The 14,996-nt window shown below is 49.8% G+C and carries 13 protein-coding genes and 1 tRNA gene; 8 read left to right on the forward strand and 6 right to left on the reverse strand.

The features are described from left to right. Positions 1 to 2 precede the first annotated feature (2 nt). Positions 3 to 155, reverse strand: coding sequence for a hypothetical protein (locus tag AC27N8_RS29415; RefSeq protein ID WP_487072179.1), 153 nt, complete (start codon positions 153 to 155; stop codon positions 3 to 5). A 212-nt stretch (positions 156 to 367) separates the two neighbouring features. Here AC27N8_RS29415 and AC27N8_RS29420 point away from each other — a divergent pair, with 212 nt between their 5' ends. Continuing rightward, complete coding sequence (locus tag AC27N8_RS29420) at positions 368 to 1,921, forward strand: hypothetical protein (protein WP_487072181.1); 1,554 nt, start codon at positions 368 to 370, stop codon at positions 1,919 to 1,921. A 258-nt stretch (positions 1,922 to 2,179) separates the two neighbouring features. Then, entirely contained in the window at positions 2,180 to 3,127 is a 948-nt protein-coding gene (locus AC27N8_RS29425; RefSeq protein WP_487072183.1) for an EamA family transporter, read from the forward strand. A 13-nt stretch (positions 3,128 to 3,140) separates the two neighbouring features. On the opposite strand, the gene AC27N8_RS29430 is transcribed toward AC27N8_RS29425, so the two are convergent. Further along, positions 3,141 to 5,087 carry a protein kinase domain-containing protein gene (locus AC27N8_RS29430; RefSeq protein WP_487072185.1) on the reverse strand — a complete coding sequence of 649 codons (1,947 nt, stop codon included), beginning with the start codon at positions 5,085 to 5,087 and terminating at the stop codon, positions 3,141 to 3,143. A gap of 202 nt (positions 5,088 to 5,289) precedes the next feature. Here AC27N8_RS29430 and AC27N8_RS29435 point away from each other — a divergent pair, with 202 nt between their 5' ends. From AC27N8_RS29435 to AC27N8_RS29445, 3 genes are all read left to right on the forward strand, one after another. Next, positions 5,290 to 5,736 carry an HIT family protein gene (locus tag AC27N8_RS29435; RefSeq protein ID WP_487072187.1) on the forward strand — a complete coding sequence of 149 codons (447 nt, stop codon included), beginning with the start codon at positions 5,290 to 5,292 and terminating at the stop codon, positions 5,734 to 5,736. 136 nt (positions 5,737 to 5,872) lie between these two features. Further along, complete coding sequence (locus tag AC27N8_RS29440; protein WP_487072189.1) at positions 5,873 to 6,958, forward strand: DmsC/YnfH family molybdoenzyme membrane anchor subunit; 1,086 nt, start codon at positions 5,873 to 5,875, stop codon at positions 6,956 to 6,958. 106 nt (positions 6,959 to 7,064) lie between these two features. Next, positions 7,065 to 7,418, forward strand: a complete 354-nt coding sequence (locus tag AC27N8_RS29445; protein ID WP_487072191.1) for a hypothetical protein — start codon at positions 7,065 to 7,067, stop codon at positions 7,416 to 7,418. A 104-nt stretch (positions 7,419 to 7,522) separates the two neighbouring features. On the opposite strand, the gene AC27N8_RS29450 is transcribed toward AC27N8_RS29445, so the two are convergent. Beyond that, positions 7,523 to 9,127 (reverse strand): class I adenylate-forming enzyme family protein, encoded by a 1,605-nt coding sequence (locus AC27N8_RS29450; protein ID WP_487072193.1) that lies wholly within the window; start codon positions 9,125 to 9,127, stop codon positions 7,523 to 7,525. A 199-nt stretch (positions 9,128 to 9,326) separates the two neighbouring features. Here AC27N8_RS29450 and AC27N8_RS29455 point away from each other — a divergent pair, with 199 nt between their 5' ends. After that, positions 9,327 to 10,928 carry a GxGYxYP domain-containing protein gene (locus AC27N8_RS29455; protein WP_487072195.1) on the forward strand — a complete coding sequence of 534 codons (1,602 nt, stop codon included), beginning with the start codon at positions 9,327 to 9,329 and terminating at the stop codon, positions 10,926 to 10,928. Positions 10,929 to 11,124: 196 nt separating this feature from the next. On the opposite strand, the gene AC27N8_RS29460 is transcribed toward AC27N8_RS29455, so the two are convergent. From AC27N8_RS29460 to AC27N8_RS29470, 3 genes are all read right to left on the reverse strand, one after another. After that, complete coding sequence (locus AC27N8_RS29460) at positions 11,125 to 11,355, reverse strand: hypothetical protein (protein WP_487072197.1); 231 nt, start codon at positions 11,353 to 11,355, stop codon at positions 11,125 to 11,127. A gap of 687 nt (positions 11,356 to 12,042) precedes the next feature. Next, a complete protein-coding gene (locus tag AC27N8_RS29465) occupies positions 12,043 to 12,501 on the reverse strand; it encodes a hypothetical protein (protein WP_487072199.1) in 459 nt (152 codons plus the stop codon). A 473-nt stretch (positions 12,502 to 12,974) separates the two neighbouring features. After that, a complete protein-coding gene (locus AC27N8_RS29470) occupies positions 12,975 to 13,850 on the reverse strand; it encodes a slipin family protein (protein WP_487072201.1) in 876 nt (291 codons plus the stop codon). A gap of 172 nt (positions 13,851 to 14,022) precedes the next feature. Here AC27N8_RS29470 and AC27N8_RS29475 point away from each other — a divergent pair. After that, positions 14,023 to 14,094, forward strand: a tRNA-Val gene (locus AC27N8_RS29475). A gap of 131 nt (positions 14,095 to 14,225) precedes the next feature. Further along, positions 14,226 to 14,864, forward strand: coding sequence for a protein-L-isoaspartate(D-aspartate) O-methyltransferase (locus AC27N8_RS29480; protein ID WP_487072203.1), 639 nt, complete (start codon positions 14,226 to 14,228; stop codon positions 14,862 to 14,864). Positions 14,865 to 14,996: the final 132 nt, after the last annotated feature.

Below are 14,996 nucleotides of genomic sequence, written 5' to 3' on the forward strand. Positions count from 1 at the left end.
TCTTATTGGCCGCGAATAGCGCTGGCAGCCAACGTAACGTCAGCGCCAGCGCTATTCGCGGCTTCTACCAGCATATAGGCCAGCTTCTGAGGCCATCTCATTAATCGAGGATCGCTTTGAGCTGCGCCAAAGAACTCTTTCCTCTGAATAGCCATTTTTTGCTATCATACTATTTTGCCAAAGGACCTTGGCTTATGCTATAAAATAGGAATGGTTTGGCTATAAAGAATTTGTAGTAAAATTACTATCCACAAAACTAATTAACGCCATTCTTTTTAGAGAGGCAGTCGTGCTGTATGAATGGCTTATTTTCACATCTTATTTTATTTTGCTAGCTTTGTCTATATTGCTTTAATTTGGAGGGATTATGTCCACACTATCCAAAGTCTTTATTACTACGGTAGTTGGAATCTCATTGATAGTAGTCATTATTGTCACTTTCCACCTTGGTGGTACGACTGCCTTACATATTGGACAATTTGCTCCCGTCGTTGGAGCGCTTGTTGGTGGTTGCCTCGTTCTCTTTCATACTGATGCAGCAGAGTTTGTTTTTGGATCTAAGGCTGAGCCATTAGGAAGTAATGAGCGCATGGCATGGAGGTTCATTGGCCTTGGTATGCTTGCATGGGGAATTGGTGATGCTATCTGGCGTCACTATATTTCAATTGATAAATCTCCTTTTCCTTCATATGCTGATATCGGTTATAGCTTTTTTCCCTTATTCGTTTTTGTTGGGTTACTGCTACTGCCAACGGCGAACTTGCGAGGACGGCGCTTCGTGCTGATCATGGATTGCTTGATTACTATGGGCTCCATCCTGGCCATTGCCTGGTATCTTTTATTAGGGAATCTGGCTCAAGCACCAACCGAACCTAATTTAGGAAAGTTCCTTGGTCTCTATTATCCACTGAGTGATACAGCACTTTTGAGCTGTATTATTTTTTTACTCCTGCGTGGACAGGAAGCCAATGCTCCTCAAGCCTGGGCAAGGCGTCTTAGCTTATTTGCGATTGGCCTTGGGTTGTGCTTTTTTGTTACATCTGATTTTATTTTTAATATTCAGCAGAATGCCGGCACGTATGTTGAAGCGACGTGGATTGATCTTGGTTGGCCTGTAGGCATGCTAACGATTGCCATTGCGGCGCATTTACGTCGTTATCCGCCAGCTCCTTCGAAGCGTCTGAGCGTTGTCGTCGGCGAACAGGCTGACACATATACGCTCAATCCTTTACAATTTCTGCCCTATGTGCTTGTACTGGCTCTCTTTATGACTCTGGCTGCCAATGTACTAAGCCTTGATGCCGGTCAACGAGCCATACGTTTCGTGCTTGTGGTTGCCACGCTGAGCGTTGTCTTTTTGATTATTGCGCGTCAGATCTTTACCATGTGGGAAAATTCTTTGTTGTTGAGGAGCCAGATGGATGCTTTGAGTCGTTTGCAGCAGGCAAATAAGCAAATGGCTATTCAATCAGAGCAGATGGCGCAACAAAATGCTGAATTAGAACGAGGCATTGATCATATCAAGGGAGTGCATGCGAGCCTGTCAAATGGAAATTTCCGTGCACGTGCCACTCTTACACGCGGCATTCTCTGGCCTCTGGCGGCCAGCGTTAATCTGATGGCAGAACGTTGGACACGTGTTGGCCAGGATCTCCAGCGTACTCAGCGTCTCATAAGTGCGCTTGACCAATTAACTGGCATTATTGAAAGAAGGGCTCCGATCCTCTTTGCGGATATGTATGATGATCTGCCTGAGGTTAATCGCCTGATCACTGTCTTGTCAAAAAATGATGAGAAACCTGATAATAATGATGCCTTCAAAACAACTATCACTGATGTGACCAAGAAAAATAGTCAACCATTATCTCCTAGAATACCACGTTCAACCGGCTTACGGAATATGCTCCCAAACGAAGAATAGCGGTGCCATAAGCTAAGTATTGCATTGGTGATATGTCACCAAACATATGGTAAGAGTGTCCGGAAAAAGCAGAACAAGTGCGCATCTACCTCTTTTTCAGACGTTATCTGCACTATATGTATGAGAGAAACATCGTTTGCTCTCTTTTGAGATAGGATTTAGGTGTGCGCATTTTTAGGTTGTCGCATTAAACTGTAGCAAAGGAGAGCGGCTCTTTCTCTCAGTGTAGAGGTTACCTGAGCGTTTCAGTCGTACAGAATGATTTTATCTGGTATTGTGTTTGGCCTGACGGCCAGTCTTACTTTTGGTGTGCTCGATATACTAATCGCTTCAACTTCTCGTAATACTGGTGTTATTCGATCTTTAGTATTAGCACAAGCTATTTCAGCCGGCATTCTTTTACTTTATCTTCTCCAGGATTTTCTCAATGGTTTTACCCTACTAGACTTTTTATCTTTGCTTATGGTCGGTGTCTTACTTGGGATTGTCAATACCGGAGCCAATTTGAGTCTATATAAAGGTTTAGAACTTGGCCCCATCGCTGTCGTTTCTCCCATCTCTGCTTCCTATGGATTGGTCACTGCTCTTCTCGCACTATTTATCTTCCACGAAACTCTTTTTCCGCTTCAATATCTGGCACTCTCTCTCATCGCTTTAAGCCTTATACTTTCTTGTTCGAAGGGCTTTCGCATGTTGTTCGGTTTGCTTCAGAACAAGAAGCGCGTTCATTTTTTACATCCGGTTGATTTATTTATGCATACGCGCAATATCTATAGTTATCAATATAAAGGTCTGCTCTTCGGTTTTATCTCAATGTTCTGCTTTGGGCTGGAGTTTTTCGGTATCAGTGTCGCAACCGAACACTTTGGACCACTCCAGCCGATTTTCTGGTCGCGCCTCTGCTCTGTGATTATTTTGCTGATCTTTACTTCGTCCACGGCAAGACGTGTCTCGAATAAGATCAATGTGAAGCAGTTGGGCGTGATTGCTATGATTGGAGTGCTCGATACGATCGGGATGGCCTGGTACGATTTGGGGACGGGAAGGAGTGCTACAAGCGTGATTGCTGCCCTCTCTTCCACCTATACGTTGCTGCCTGCATTGGCTGGCGTTATCGTCTATCGTGAACGTTTGCCACTCTCGCAATGGGTGTGGATTGGGTTATTGATTGCTGGTATTTTGCTCTTTTCTTTGCCTATTCATTGATCTTTATCTTCCTTTACTGGACGCGAATGGCGATGGCGCTGACGTTACGTTGGCCGCCAGCGCTATTCGCGGCTTCTACCAGCATATAGGACAGCTTCTGAGGATCATCTTCTTGATCGAGGATCGCTTTGATCTGTGCGTCAGAGAGCATATGCCAGAGTCCGTTGGTGCAGAGAATGATCAGATCATTGGGCTCCAGATCGCATTGCAGCAGATCGGTTGAGACGGTATAGTGTTGTCCCAGATAGCGATAGAGCTCGTAGCGTTTGGGGCTCTGCGCGACCTCGTGAGGCTGTAGCAGATTGGCTTCGACCAGATTGGCGGCCAGCGTGTGATCTTTGGTGAGGCAGTGGAGCTCTTTCTTTGCATTGTAGTGATAGGCGCGACTATCTCCGACACTGGCGACAAAGAGCCGGCGTTTATAGAGCAGAGCGAGTGTGAGCGTGCTGGCCATTGTGGCATCATAGTCGGCGTTACAATGATAGATCACCTGATTAGCCTGTCTGGAGGCGTCGCGTATCCACTGCTCTAGTAGCGCGTTGGGCGGGATCTGAGGACGATGCTGCGTACCTGATGGTGTCGTGGGCCGACTGGCAGTATTATGATTCTGCTGCGATGGTGTGATTGGCGGTGTGGTCAGTAGTGGCAGCAAGATATCGGCGATTGTCTCAATTACGAGCCGGCTGGCCTCATGACTTTTTGCGGGTTGTCCTGGCCGCACGTGTAGGCCGTCGGCGACGGCAAAGAGTCCGAATGGACGTGGTGGAGGCGCGAGATTGCTGCATAATCCCTGCACAATCAGGAGCATATCTTCGTTCTGTTGCGAGGCGTTGCCACTCTCGCTGAGATAGCCAACCTGACAGGCATCATGAACCAGCGGCGATGTATCGCTCAGGCTATGTCCGCAGTAGCGGCAGAAGCGCGACGCGAGACGGTTTTCGTGACCACATTGTCCACATGGATTTTCTGGAATGATCATGCGAACCAGGATATTCTCTTGCGAGTTGGCCATTAACGTCGCCATTGCGCCATCGATGATCGTAGGCTCGGACCAGAAATCGTGTCCGGATAGAGCCATATTCAGCGCATCGGCGAACTCCTTGCCGGAGTGATAGCGCTTCCCAGGATCGATCTCAATCGCTTGTAGTATGACGCGATCGATGGCGATGGGGAGTGCGCTATTCAATGTGCTTGGACTTGGTAGTTCGGTAGCATGGTTTTTGATCACTGCTTGAAAAGGGAGCAATCCGGTGAACATCTGATAGCAGACGACGCCCATCGCATAGATATCGCTGGCCGGTTCGGCCTTCCCATGTTCCTGCTCGGGAGCGGTATAATGCTCTGTGCCCAGCGACCAACCCTGCTGCGTTAAAGCTTTCTCCTGCTGCATGGCGCGAGCGATCCCAAAATCGGTTACAACCAGGCGCTGGTCGTCCTGATGGATCAAGAGATTGGAAGGCTTGAGGTCACGATGAATAATCTGTTGTGGATGTGCATGAATCACGTCGATCGCCTGCGCCAGCTCATTGAGATAGCGTTGTGCCAGCTCGGTAGGCAATGGACGTTCTCCCTTGAGTAACGCTTTGAGTGTCCCTCCTGTGATCAACGGCATCGTAATGTAGAGGAGTGGCCCATCCTGTCCGAAGTTGAGGACCGAGACAATGTTGGGATGACGCAATTGATGCGCATAGCGAGCCTCGCGACGGAAACGCTCGCTCGCCGTCTCCAGATCCATCGCGCTGGAAGCGACGCTCAATATTTTCAGTGCCACCTGCTCGCCTTCGAAGGTATCGCTGGCCCGGTAGACAGCTCCCATACCGCCAATACCGATCAGCGTCTCAACGCGGTAGCGTCCCGCTACAATCGCCTCCGGCAGCAAACAGCGACAACGGGGATTGGTACATTGGGTCGTTCCGGCCGTATAGACAGATTGGCAACGGGGATTCGGGCAAGTTGGCATGCTTTCTCTCTCAATAGTTGATCTCTGGAAACGTTGAAAGATTCTTTATCTGGACATACCTTCTTAGTCTAGATGAATTTCGAGTGCCTGTCAATATAAGCCTGAATGCATTTGTCGGCAGGACCGATTTTATCGACGTTTCATGTGCTATACTCATATGCCGGCTTCTATAGTTATAGTGTCACAGAAATGAGGATCATTGATGGAATGTCTGACGTGCTTGAGCCTGAGTGGTGAGCGACGCATCTCACCTGGCCCCTATATCTATCAGACGGAGCATTGGCTCGTCGATCATGCCTATCCCACGACGCAGCCTGGTTGGCTGGTTATTCTTCCCAAACGCCACATTGAAGCTCTCCATGAGCTGAGCAGAGAGGAATTTTTAGAGCTGGCGGAGCTGGAATATAAGCTTGTCCAGGTGATGCACACCGATAGCTCTATCCAGAAGGAGTACATGATGTGTTTCGCCGAGGGCGAGGGATTTCACCATGTCCACATTCATGTCGTGCCACGCTCTGTTGATCTGCCTGCCGAGCTCAAAGGGCCGCGTGTTTTCGCGTTGCTGGCGGTTGACGAGGCTGATGCGCTTGCTCCTGCGGTTGTGACTGCCTTCTGCGAGGATTTCACGCGCAAGCTCCAGGATCTGTAAATGGCGTCATCGAGCATATCGGTGAAAGCGTTTAGCAGTTGTCGAGAGCATGGAACAGCGTTATAATCTTAACGGTGCTGGAAGATTTCATGCTCCAGACACTGATTGATCGCATTCATAAGGATAAAAGGATATCATGCTACAGACGTTACCGTTAGTTCTTTTTATAGTCATGGCCGAGGTCTCAATTGGCGCAGTCAGCGTGCTTGTTTTTCTAGATTGGCGTAACGAGGTGAAGCGTGGTTTTCTGGTCTCGTACGCACTTATCTATCTTGTACTGGCGGGTCTAACCTACTGGTTCCAGCAAGGTTTTTCGACACCAGAACTATTGAACACCTATCCCCAGCTCGATAAAGCCTGGACTGGATACCAATCGTTACCACTCCTGCTCTTTTTTCTATTGCTGATTCCATACAGCTTTTTTCTGCTCATCGACCGCTCGGCAGGTGTCCAAAACGTGCCCGAGGCGGCAAATGAAGTGGTTGGCGCAGAGGGCGAAGATCTTCCATCAGATGCTGATGCGATTGCCGCCGTTGTTTATGAGGAAACTGCGATGTCTGAGGATCTCTCGGATGTGGCGAAGACGGAGCCAGAAGCAGTGCGACCACCCAATAAGACGATTCGCAATCTGCGGCTCTTGAGCGGTGTGGCAACCGTCGTGGCAGGACTGATTACCTTATTTGTGATGGCGATGATCTATCGACCGTTATCGGCTGGCACCCTTGGTGGCTTTTTCACCGTTGCAGGCTTTTTTGCCGCCGCATTTGCCCTGGGTGGTGTCCTGACTGCCATGTGGCTTGGTCACTGGTATCTGGTGACTCCTGCGCTCTCAGGGAGGCCATTACAATTCTCAACCACCCTGGTCCTGGTAGCCATTGTGGCCCAGGTGCTCTTTTTTCTTGTTGGCGGATCAGCTTCGACCGATGCCAACCATACAAACACATCTAGTATACCAGTGATTACTGCCCAGACTACTCCAGCCTCTACTGGTGGAGTCAAGCCAGCCGATGCAACCGTGGTCACACCCCTGAGCTCGGGTGCGATCAGCTGGATTCGTATCCTGGTCGGCTTTGTGATGCCTTTAATCTTAGGAGCCTTGGCCTGGAAATTAATCCGTGACCGCTCCTTCCAATCGGCAACAGGCATGCTCTACCTGGTCGTCGTCTGCACGCTGGCCGGAGAGATCATGTCGCGTGGACTTTTCGTCGGCGGCCTCCTGTAGCGTCGTGCCCTCGGGCACGATGTCCCACTCGACGTACGAAACGCTTGCGCACGGATGTCCCACTCGACGTACGCAAGCGTTTATGCTACCGAGAAAGGTATTCACAATGTTATATATTTTCCTTCTTTCCCTAAATCTTCTGGCTTCCTTCGCTTCAGCGGGGGCGGCAGTGATTGCTCTTCTCCGACCAGCCTCTTTTTCTGGCTCAAGCCACGTTGTCAGTAGTGGTGAGATCTTCTATGTGCGTATGTACGCTGCACGCTCCATTCCGTTCGGGCTTGCAGCCGGAATCCTGCCATTTTGGCCTGGTGGGCCAGCGGTTGCATGGGTTCTCTTTACTGCTGCAGTGATTCAAATCGTGGATGTCGTCATTGCGGCAGGGAAGAAGGAGTGGGGTATGATGACAGGTGCATCTGTTGGGGCAATCGTGCATCTTCTTTGCGGCATGGCGATCAGGTAGGTTTGTTGCCATTCGACGTACGATCAGGCAGGCCAGCGTTGCGTGCCAAGATCGGGTTGTCTCGTACGTCGAATGGGACATCGTGCCCGAGGGCACGACGCTACTTATTGTTTTTGACGTGTTTTCTCGCGTTCCTGGAGTTCGCGGCGTAGAATTTTGCCGGAAGCTGTTTTGGGAATAGCATCGGTAAATTCGATGAAATGTATGCGCTTATAACCAGCGAGTTTTCCATTGGCAAAGGAGAGTACATCCTCAGTTGTCAGCGTAACGCCTGGTTTGATGATCACGATCCCTTTAATCAGTTGACCGGCCTCATCATCGGGCACGCCGATGACGGCTGCCTCGATGATGTGTGGATGTTCGAGGAGGAGCGCTTCGATTTCAGCCGGGGCTACGCCAAAGCCGTGATATTTAATCATCTCCTTTTTACGATCCACGACATAGGTATAGCCATCATCATCGACATAAGCTACATCTCCGGTATGGAGCCAGCCATCTCGCAGTGCGAGAGCGGTCTCCTCGGGAGCATGCCAGTAGCCCTGCATGATCTGAGGGCCACGGATCAATAACTCGCCCCGTTCTCCTGGAGGGAGTTCGCGTGTGCCAGTCTCGATATCCACAATCTTCTGTTCCGTATTATGAGTTGGAAAACCAACGCTTCCCATGCGTACCAGCTTCGCATCTCGTGCATGTGAATGCGTCAGGGGAGAGGCTTCCGTCAAGCCGTATCCCTGGATGACGGTAGCGCGAATCTTTTCTTGTAGTCTGCGTGCGGGATCAATTGATAAGGGCGCGGCTCCGGAAAAGATATAGTTCACCGAGTTCAATTTGCTTAGATCGACGGGGGCATTTGCCAGACCCAGTATGATTGGTGGGACGGCAAAATACATGGTGACGCGATGCTTTTCACACAGTTCTAGCGATTGAAGCAGGTCGAAGCGTTCCATGATGACCTGTGTGCCACCGCAAGCGAGCATGCTTCCTGTCAACATCACGCCGTAGATATGATAAAAAGGAAGGAAGAGGAGTGATATATCGGTACGATTGATGCCCATTGAGTTGCAGAATTGCAGATTGTTGCTGACAAGATTGCGGTGGGTTAACATCGTCCCTTTAGGAAGTCCGGTGGTGCCAGAGGAGTACGGTAAGGCCAGGAGATCGTCACTTGTGACCTCAACATGCGGCGGTTTGCGCGGTGATGAGCGGCGTAGCAACGTTCCAAAGGCCAGCGCATTGGGCAATGTCTCCGGCGCACTTTCACCCGTGACGATGATGTGCTTCAGTAGAGGGAATTTACCTTGCGCCAGTGCAAGATTAAGTACAGGGACGAGTTCTTGCTGTACGAGAATCGCTTGCGCTTCTGAGTTCTCAAGCTGATAGGCGACTTCGCGCTCTTTGTACGAAGGATTCATCGGGCTGACAACGATGCCAAGGGTGGCGGCGGCGATAAATGTGATAATGTATTCTGGCCGATTGGCTAGAAACAGGTTAAGATGATCTCCTTTACGTAGTCCCAGGTCGTGCAAGCCATTGGCAATGCTGTTGACCATTGAGACCACTTCTCGGTAGGTGAGGGAGAGATCATGGTAGATGATTGCTACCTGTTCAGGATTCTGGGCGGCAGCTATGCGCAGGAGGTGATCGTATGGAACTTCTGGAATATCCAGTGGGGGACGGAACAACTCTGGTGCAAACATCTTTTTTGACATGCCATGCGTCCTTTCTGGGTGAACTCGACTATGAGTATTCAGAAAACATCTACAAAGACAGGAGGCTTTTAATGATGGAATGCTCTCGGTGCAGCTCTTTTTATGCTTGTATATGCAAGCATACTCTGCTTTTTGGGGAAGGTCAAGCATGTCTTTTTATGAAGTAGCGTCGACTGTTGGATAAGAAAGAGGAACCTGTATGCGTAGCGAAGTTGCCAATCTAGATTGGTCCGCTGGACGAATTATCCCTGCCTTTCAGCCTGTCGCTCAGCTGGAGGTCTATGATCTGCGTGGTGCTTCACGTGCGGATCAGCTCACTGCCACTATTGTTGCCGGGTTGGTGAATCGTCCTCAGCCCCGGATCTATCTGCTGACAAACGCTGATGATCTCTTCTGGTTACAGCAAGCTTTTAGCCATCTGCCTCAGACCATTTCTCCCGCCACGGGATTAGCTGCTCTACATGCGATGCTCTTAGCGTATCGCTCGGTTGTTCAGGGGATGATTATTTATAATCCGAACTTGCCTGATACCATCAATGTGGCTACTACGCTGGCGGGACAGCTGGATTGTATGATTGTCTCTCCCACTCAAGCTGAGGATCTTGGTGCAACTTATCAGCTAACCGTGCTCGACGACCTACGTAAGTATCCATGGCGTAATCGCCTGGAAATATATCGCTGGGCGCAGCAGCACCTGCTAACCAAGTCATCATCGCGAATTATCGCCGGCTTAAATCCCGAGGCGTTCTGCGGCCTGCGCTCGTTTCTGGTGGCCACACGAGCTTTTGTCTACTGGCTGGACTCGCATCAGTATCGTCCTGAACTCTCAGCTCATCTACTCTCTGAGCGAGCTTTGCTGCGACAGATCCTGGCAAGCTACTCAGCAGGTGCTGTGCATATGGGATGGGTTATCCATGAGCAAAGCGGTGTCTCGCTGGCCTCTGAAGTTGGGATGACTGTGCTTGCTTCTGACTACGCCTTGAATCTTGAGGTGTGGACCGCATTACCTCATGCTGCTCAGTCCTTGCCACGGCCGCTTAAAAAGCTAGAGTTGCCTGCTGTCCAGGAGAAAGTCTACATCTCGTTTACGATGAGCGATGGAGATAACCTTCAATATTGCCAGTATCGTATGCGCTCGCTCTGGCATGATCCCGCACGAGGCGCGGTCCCCATCGGCTGGACGCTGTCGCCACTTTTGGTCCAGGCGGCTCCTGCCATGGCGGCGTATTACGCTCGCACCGCCAGTGCCAACGATGAGTTTATTGCGGGACCAAGTGGTATGGGGTATATGTATCCCTCGCGCTGGCCGCGGGCACAATTGGAGCCGTTTTTACATCAGATGGGCGCAATGATGCAATCGTTGGGGATGACTTCGCTCAATATCCTGGATGTGGATACTGTGTATGCGACCGGACTTCCTGTGTTAGCCGCTTTTAGCTGGCATGGGATGCGTCTGACGAAGCGTCATGTTCAGCAGCAGTTTGCACAGGTGCTTGCCGACTACGGTGTCCAGAGTATGCTGAATGGATCTGGTTTTACAGGGTTACCGGCTCATTGGAAGCATATTGGGCAGCTACCCATTTATAATAATCTTGGCTTCACCAGCACGGTTGCCCAGACTGTCAGATTGATCAAACTGGCGACACTGTTGTATCGTCGTCGTCCACTCTTTTTGAATGCCTACTTAATTGCCTGGCAGATGACTCCCACGATGGTCCAGGAGGTGATGCAACAGCTTGGTGATGAGTATGAATATGTCCTTCCCGGTACGTTACTGACATTGCTTCCTCAAACTCATTGAACAGCATCGTCATTCCGGGTCGTGAGGAGATGTTGTTGGTCTGTCTTGCTCGTGAGATCTTTCCGGTGGAGATGTCGTCGATTGAAGGGGATTAATCTGGATGGTTGAGTCTGGCACGTACAAGCGGCCAGACTCAACCATCCATCAACGCTGTATGCGTGGGATAGAATTTGAGGAATTCTGATCGTGAAAGTCGCTACTTTTTTTGCGCTTCTTTCTGGGGAACTGGATCGCTTTCTATCTCCTCATCTTCGTCGAGTGCTAACTCTTCCTCAAAATCATACTCGTCGTCATCATCCTCTAGTTGCTGACCGATCCATTGTGTTCCGCGTGCATCGCGTTTGTATGGTTGACGCTGTTCTCCATCAGGACGACGTAATGTGTCGCGTCTGTTAATGGAGCTTTTGTCGCGTAATTTTCCTCTCATGCTATCACCCCCTCCCTGCGGAGGCGGGAATGCGCCCATAGCTAGCATGCACAAATAATAGATTAAGCAAGTGTTGTTTTTCCTACTTTACTGATAGAATAATGATCTGGCCATTGTCTACATACAACAATCTTGTAAAGTGTAACAATCACGTACAATGCACTACTTTCTCTCTTTGAGAAAAGTAGCTTTAGTTGAGATGAGGAATATTGTGACGCGGTGGGGGATCTGCGAGGTTGGTAGATAAGCCAGGACTGATCCTGGCTCCAGCTGTGCTTGGCATCATGTGCCTGTCGCTTATGCTGTAATGATGCTGCTCGGTTGTGTCCCATGTCCCCGCCCATAATAAAATGCGAGTATCTGTATATCTTGCATAGGACGTACCTCCGAAATCTGTTTCATGAAGCGATTGCCATTTATCCGCTAATAGTACAAAACACCTACTAACTGCTAGTGAGTTTACTTGGCAACTGGATAATTGTCAAGCCATTTTCATGCCACATTTTGGAGATCGTTTGATAGTAGCAGAATCTGGCTATGTCTGGCTCTGGTGGAGGGACTTCTGCCTTATGATGAGGAGGACTTCAGGGGAAGTTTGATCGACCTGTTTACACCTTGCTGTGGATGCAAACAGGTCAGTATGCAGGCTGCTTGTCGAAAATCTGTGCTTGCTGGCTGCTCTCTCTGCTAGCGTGCAACTCGATAATTTCCGGCTTGCGTCAAGAACGTTTTTAGGATGCCACGTGCAATCACAGCGAAGATACCCAATTCGACAACGATCATCGTGATCCAGACCCAGATTAATTGTGATTCCTGTCCCTGCCCGGTTTTGAGGGCTGAAATAGAGTTGTATAGCAGTGGTATCAGGATAACCAGGGGGATAACAAAGAGCGCGACGCAACAGATAATCACGACCGCAGGCAGCAGAACGCGCCAGAGGCCCGAATCGCGTAAATTTTCGGTCTTAGCTGTCCCGTAGGCTTGTCGATGGTCACGATCGGCCCGTTCCGTTGAAGAGCCAGCATCCTCGACCACCGTAGCTTTTTTATCTGTAGAAGTATCTGACGCCGGAGCGGATGAAGTATCCGGCTCTGTAGTGGGTGTATCTGACTCTGTCGTAGAGTTTACATTACTTTTTTCGTCCATAAAGTCTCTCCTGAAGATTTTTTATGATAACTTTGCCTTTAAGTATATCATAAATGCTGCGCTGTCCCCCTGAGTACAATGTCCCAGGGGTGCGCTCCCATAACCAGTGTCAAGCGAAGCGAGGACACCGTAGCGTCGTACGCTCGCGTGCGATGTCCCACTCGACGTACGATCAGGCAGGCCACCGTGGCGCGCCGAGATCCAACAGTCGCGTGCGAGTCACTGGGACATCGCTTCGCTTGACAGCTTTCTACCGGCCTCCAGGGGTACGACGCCACGGGAGGCGACGTTACAGGTGTTTGTCGATCTGCTCGAAGAGACGCTTCTGGACGACTGAGATAATAATTGGGACCACGATGAGGCTGACGACCCATTTGGCAACAGTCTTTTTCATAAGTTTAGATCCTTTCATGACGGCAAGCCCTCTTCATTAAGAGCTTGCCTTCTCTCTCAATTAGAACGTATGGTAAGTGCTAATCGTTTCTCGCACGTGCGGGCAGTGGCTTCGTCTGATCGGGATAGACGTTCAAGGGAATCGAATTTCCCTCTTGCTGCTCCGCTGGCCTCTCTGGAGTCTTCTGACTATTCTCTTGATCGTTTTGCGGGAGCGATTTTAAGAATGGTTGGATGATGTCCATGGGAAGTGGGAAGACAATCGTTGAGTTTTTCTCGACGGCTATCTCCGTGAGCGTTTGCAGATAGCGGAGCTGCAAGGCGGCCGATTGCGAGCCGATGATGTTGGCAGCTTGCGCTAACTGCGTTGATGCCTGTAACTCACCTTCGGCATGGATCACCTTGGCGCGTTTCTCTCTCTCGGCTTCAGCCTGCTTGGCCATTGCACGCTGCATGGTGCTGGGGAGCTCGATGTCTTTGACCTCGACGGCTGTGACTTTGACGCCCCAGCTCTCTGTATATTCGTCGATGATGGTCTGAAGGCTCTGGTTGATCGTCTCGCGATGGGCGAGCAGTTCATCCAGCTCTGACTGTCCGAGCACGTTACGCAAGGTAGTCTGCCCGATTTGCATGGTGGCGTCGATGAATCTGACGACGTTGATAACTGATGCCTCGGGATTGACGACGTGGAAGTAAACGACGGCTGTCACTTTGATGGTGACGTTATCGCGGGTGATTACTTCCTGTGGTGGAACTTGCATCGTTACGATACGCAGATCAACTTTTACCATGCGCGATATGAAGGGAGGAACCCAGAAGACACCTGGCCCCTTGGCTCCATGCGAGCGACCCAGTACAAAGACAACTCCTCGCTCGTACTGTTGTACGACGCGAAGACCGGGTAAGACAAATAAGACTATGATAATCGCTAATATTGTCACAAGAAAAAAGCCCATGGCTTGACTCTCCTTCAGCTCGATTGATGTATCCAGCGCGCTAGCTGTACCAGAAACACCGTCGTTTTTATCGGTCTAGTATAGCATAGAGAGAACTATATGAGACCTGTGGTCTGTTGCATAGCTTGACAATTTGATCTGCCAGTGATATAGTGATTCTCATCAGTTGTTAGGGCGCTTAGCTCAGTGGGAGAGCGCTTCGTTCACACCGAAGAGGCCACTGGTTCGAAACCAGTAGCGCCCATCCTTTTCTCCTGATGAATATTTACCCACCTCTTATTGTTATTACGATCCTCCCCCTGTTGAAGTTGTTAAAATTATGCTATCGAGATTGTATGTTTTGACCGCTTGAAAGATGTTCTTCCGCTGGTTGTTATGACAGACGCTTTTGCTTTGCAACGACAACAATTGATTGCTCAGTTGGCACAAAACGGTATCAAGGATGCACGTGTTTTGCAGGCTCTAACCGCTGTGCCACGTGAACTATTTATCGATAATCAACTGCGCTCCATGGCGTATGCCAATCAGGCCTTGCCGCTCGTGTTGGGCCAAACGATCTCACAACCTCTCATGGTTGCTGTCATGACACAAGCGCTTCAACTCACAGGCACGCAGCGCGTCCTGGAGATTGGGACCGGTTCGGGCTATCAAACCGCTATTCTGTCACGTCTAACCTCTCACGTATATAGCATTGAGCGTCACGCCCAGCTCTCTGAACAGGCGCAGCTACGGCTGGCGCAACTTGATTATAAAAACGTCTCTCTGCACGTTGGTGATGGCTCTATGGGTTGGCCTGAGCATGCTCCTTATGATCGTATTTTAGTCACTGCGGCAGCTCCTCATATCCCCACGCAACTGGTCTCACAACTGACGCCAGGAGGTATATTAGTCATTCCCATTGGCAATCAGAGTCAGCAGGATTTGCGGGTGATTCGGCGTGTTCCCTGGGGGAAATGGGAACGTTCTCTTGGAAGTTGTGTCTTTGTGCCTCTGATTGGTGAAGATGGATGGTAAACAGCTGTTTTTTCTTTTCAGCCTTCTACCTGATTATATTTCGATATTGTGGGTGAGATTATATCTATTTTGGCTGTACAATTGCATGAATATGAATTGGTGCTTTATAATAGAGTCAGTAGAACGTGTTCT

This window comes from Dictyobacter sp. Z7_2, assembly GCF_057551105.1.

Coding starts and splice junctions, on each gene's coding strand:
- AC27N8_RS29415 (WP_487072179.1), bottom strand. CDS start 155: ATGGCTATTCAGAGGAAAGAGTTCTTTGGCGCAGCTCAAAGCGATCCT.
- AC27N8_RS29420 (WP_487072181.1), top strand. CDS start 368: ATGTCCACACTATCCAAAGTCTTTATTACTACGGTAGTTGGAATCTCA.
- AC27N8_RS29425 (WP_487072183.1), top strand. CDS start 2,180: ATGATTTTATCTGGTATTGTGTTTGGCCTGACGGCCAGTCTTACTTTT.
- AC27N8_RS29430 (WP_487072185.1), bottom strand. CDS start 5,087: ATGCCAACTTGCCCGAATCCCCGTTGCCAATCTGTCTATACGGCCGGA.
- AC27N8_RS29435 (WP_487072187.1), top strand. CDS start 5,290: ATGGAATGTCTGACGTGCTTGAGCCTGAGTGGTGAGCGACGCATCTCA.
- AC27N8_RS29440 (WP_487072189.1), top strand. CDS start 5,873: ATGCTACAGACGTTACCGTTAGTTCTTTTTATAGTCATGGCCGAGGTC.
- AC27N8_RS29445 (WP_487072191.1), top strand. CDS start 7,065: ATGTTATATATTTTCCTTCTTTCCCTAAATCTTCTGGCTTCCTTCGCT.
- AC27N8_RS29450 (WP_487072193.1), bottom strand. CDS start 9,127: ATGTCAAAAAAGATGTTTGCACCAGAGTTGTTCCGTCCCCCACTGGAT.
- AC27N8_RS29455 (WP_487072195.1), top strand. CDS start 9,327: ATGCGTAGCGAAGTTGCCAATCTAGATTGGTCCGCTGGACGAATTATC.
- AC27N8_RS29460 (WP_487072197.1), bottom strand. CDS start 11,355: ATGAGAGGAAAATTACGCGACAAAAGCTCCATTAACAGACGCGACACA.
- AC27N8_RS29465 (WP_487072199.1), bottom strand. CDS start 12,501: ATGGACGAAAAAAGTAATGTAAACTCTACGACAGAGTCAGATACACCC.
- AC27N8_RS29470 (WP_487072201.1), bottom strand. CDS start 13,850: ATGGGCTTTTTTCTTGTGACAATATTAGCGATTATCATAGTCTTATTT.
- AC27N8_RS29480 (WP_487072203.1), top strand. CDS start 14,226: ATGACAGACGCTTTTGCTTTGCAACGACAACAATTGATTGCTCAGTTG.